This window comes from Rhodopirellula europaea 6C (genome assembly GCF_000338295.1).
Classification (GTDB): domain Bacteria; phylum Planctomycetota; class Planctomycetia; order Pirellulales; family Pirellulaceae; genus Rhodopirellula; species Rhodopirellula europaea.
In genome coordinates, this window is record NZ_ANMO01000101.1 from 1 (window position 1) to 1,768 (window position 1,768).

Below are 1,768 nucleotides of genomic sequence, written 5' to 3' on the forward strand. Positions count from 1 at the left end.
GATAGGGGTAGGGAAGTCCGGTTGAGCCGGACTCCCCTCCCTCAGAACCGTACGTGCGGTTCTCCCGCATACGGCTCGCCAGTCAGTGGGTCCCGTCGAGGGATTGAACGTAAGCTGAGTGGGCTAAACGCAGACTTCGATAACCTCGCTCGCTGAAGTAGGCATTGGGCCAACGATGCGTGCGACACAGCCGCTTGGGGTTGCGTCGATGACGCTTCAAGAGCTGACGTCGCAGTCGTTTGCGGACCATCCCGTCGTACTTGTCGAAGATGTTCCACGTACAGTGACGAAAGTAGCTGAACCAACCCACCGTCACACGATTGATCTGTGCGATCGTCGCTTCCAGGGATTGGCCGCTCTTTCGGGGTGTTAACCGTCGAATCGTGTCGACCATCTTCTGGTGACTCTTCGCGCGAGGAAACCGGAGCTTCCCGCGGAACGAGTACCCAAGAAAGTCAAAACTCTTGACCCGACTGTCAACGATATGCGTCTTCTCGGGGTGCAACGTCAAACCGGCTTCACGGACGAAGCGTTTGACTTCCTCAAGGGCCGACTCCGCTTGCTCCTGACTACGACACAGGATCACAAAGTCGTCGGCGTAGCGAACCATTTCATAGCCGCGATCGGCCATCCGGTGGTCCAGCTCGTTGAGGTACAGATTGGATAACAGCGGGGAAAGCACAGCCCCTTGCGGCACGCCACTCTCAGGCGTCCACTCGCGAAGTTCCTCCAGGACCGATTGGTCCAAGAACTGCTTCACCAGATCCAATACCCGGCGATCCGAAATCTTCCCGCTGACCAACGCCAGCAAACGGTCTTTCGGAATCGTGTCGAAGTAACCTTGCAGGTCAGCATCGACCACAAAGACATGACCGGTCTCCAGTAACTCTTCGACCACTCGCAGTGCATCATGACAGCTGCGGCCATGGCGGAAGCCGAAGCTTCGTTCATGGAACTCGTTGTCGAAGATCGGTTCAATGACGTTGACCAACGCCGTTTGCACGACGCGGTCTCGAACCGTTGGAATTCCCAAAGGCCGCGTTTGTTTGCTGCCCGGTTTGGGAATTTGCACCCGACGTACCGCCTGTGGACGATAGGTGTCGGTTCGCAACTGTTCATACAGTTGCTTGATCTCAGCGATTTCCTGTTCGCTGAAATCCTCGGTGCTTTGCCGATCCACTCCCGCTGCCCCCTTCTTGCCGACAACCTTGCGGGCCGACACGAACAGGTTCAGCTCACGGTACACCTTGTCAATCAAGGCATGCCATTTACCTCCTCGCACTCCTACGGACAGTGCGTTCAACATACGATCCGTCCAGACACTGCGATTCGCCCACGAAGAAATCTCAATTGCTGATTTCTTCTCAGGTTCTCCAGCACGGCTAGCCTTGGCCGACGGGGATTCCGCCGAAAACGGCACTGTCACCGGGATGTAGTCTTTCGATTTACGTTTCGCTTGCATGGTCTTCTCGTATCCACTTCCCTGCCTCCCTTCGCTCGCACCGGGTTTGGTTCCCAGTGGTCGACACTACTATGAAGGCTCTGACTTCTCGGCTGAGCTTCAGCGGTCTGCTGCTCGCCGAGATCTCCCTGCTTCTCTCGATTGAACTTCCGAACATTCCGTCTCCAACCACCGCATCGCCATTTCGCCACGCTCGATTTCTCACGTTACCGAGTTCGTTCATCGTCGCGGCTGCTGCACCGACCGCCCGCACAGTCGTCGGGCTGACCTAGACCGGTCATCGCTGGGCCGATTGCGTGCAGTCAA

Annotated in this window: 1 protein-coding gene; it reads right to left on the reverse strand. The window is 56.8% G+C overall.

The window, feature by feature from the left end; all coding sequences use genetic code 11:
• Positions 1–82: 82 nt before the first annotated feature.
• The gene (ltrA, locus tag RE6C_RS09720) at positions 83–1,462 is read right to left on the reverse strand and encodes a group II intron reverse transcriptase/maturase (RefSeq protein WP_008656109.1); all 1,380 of its coding nucleotides are present in this window, start codon (positions 1,460–1,462) and stop codon (positions 83–85) included.
• Positions 1,463–1,768: the final 306 nt, after the last annotated feature.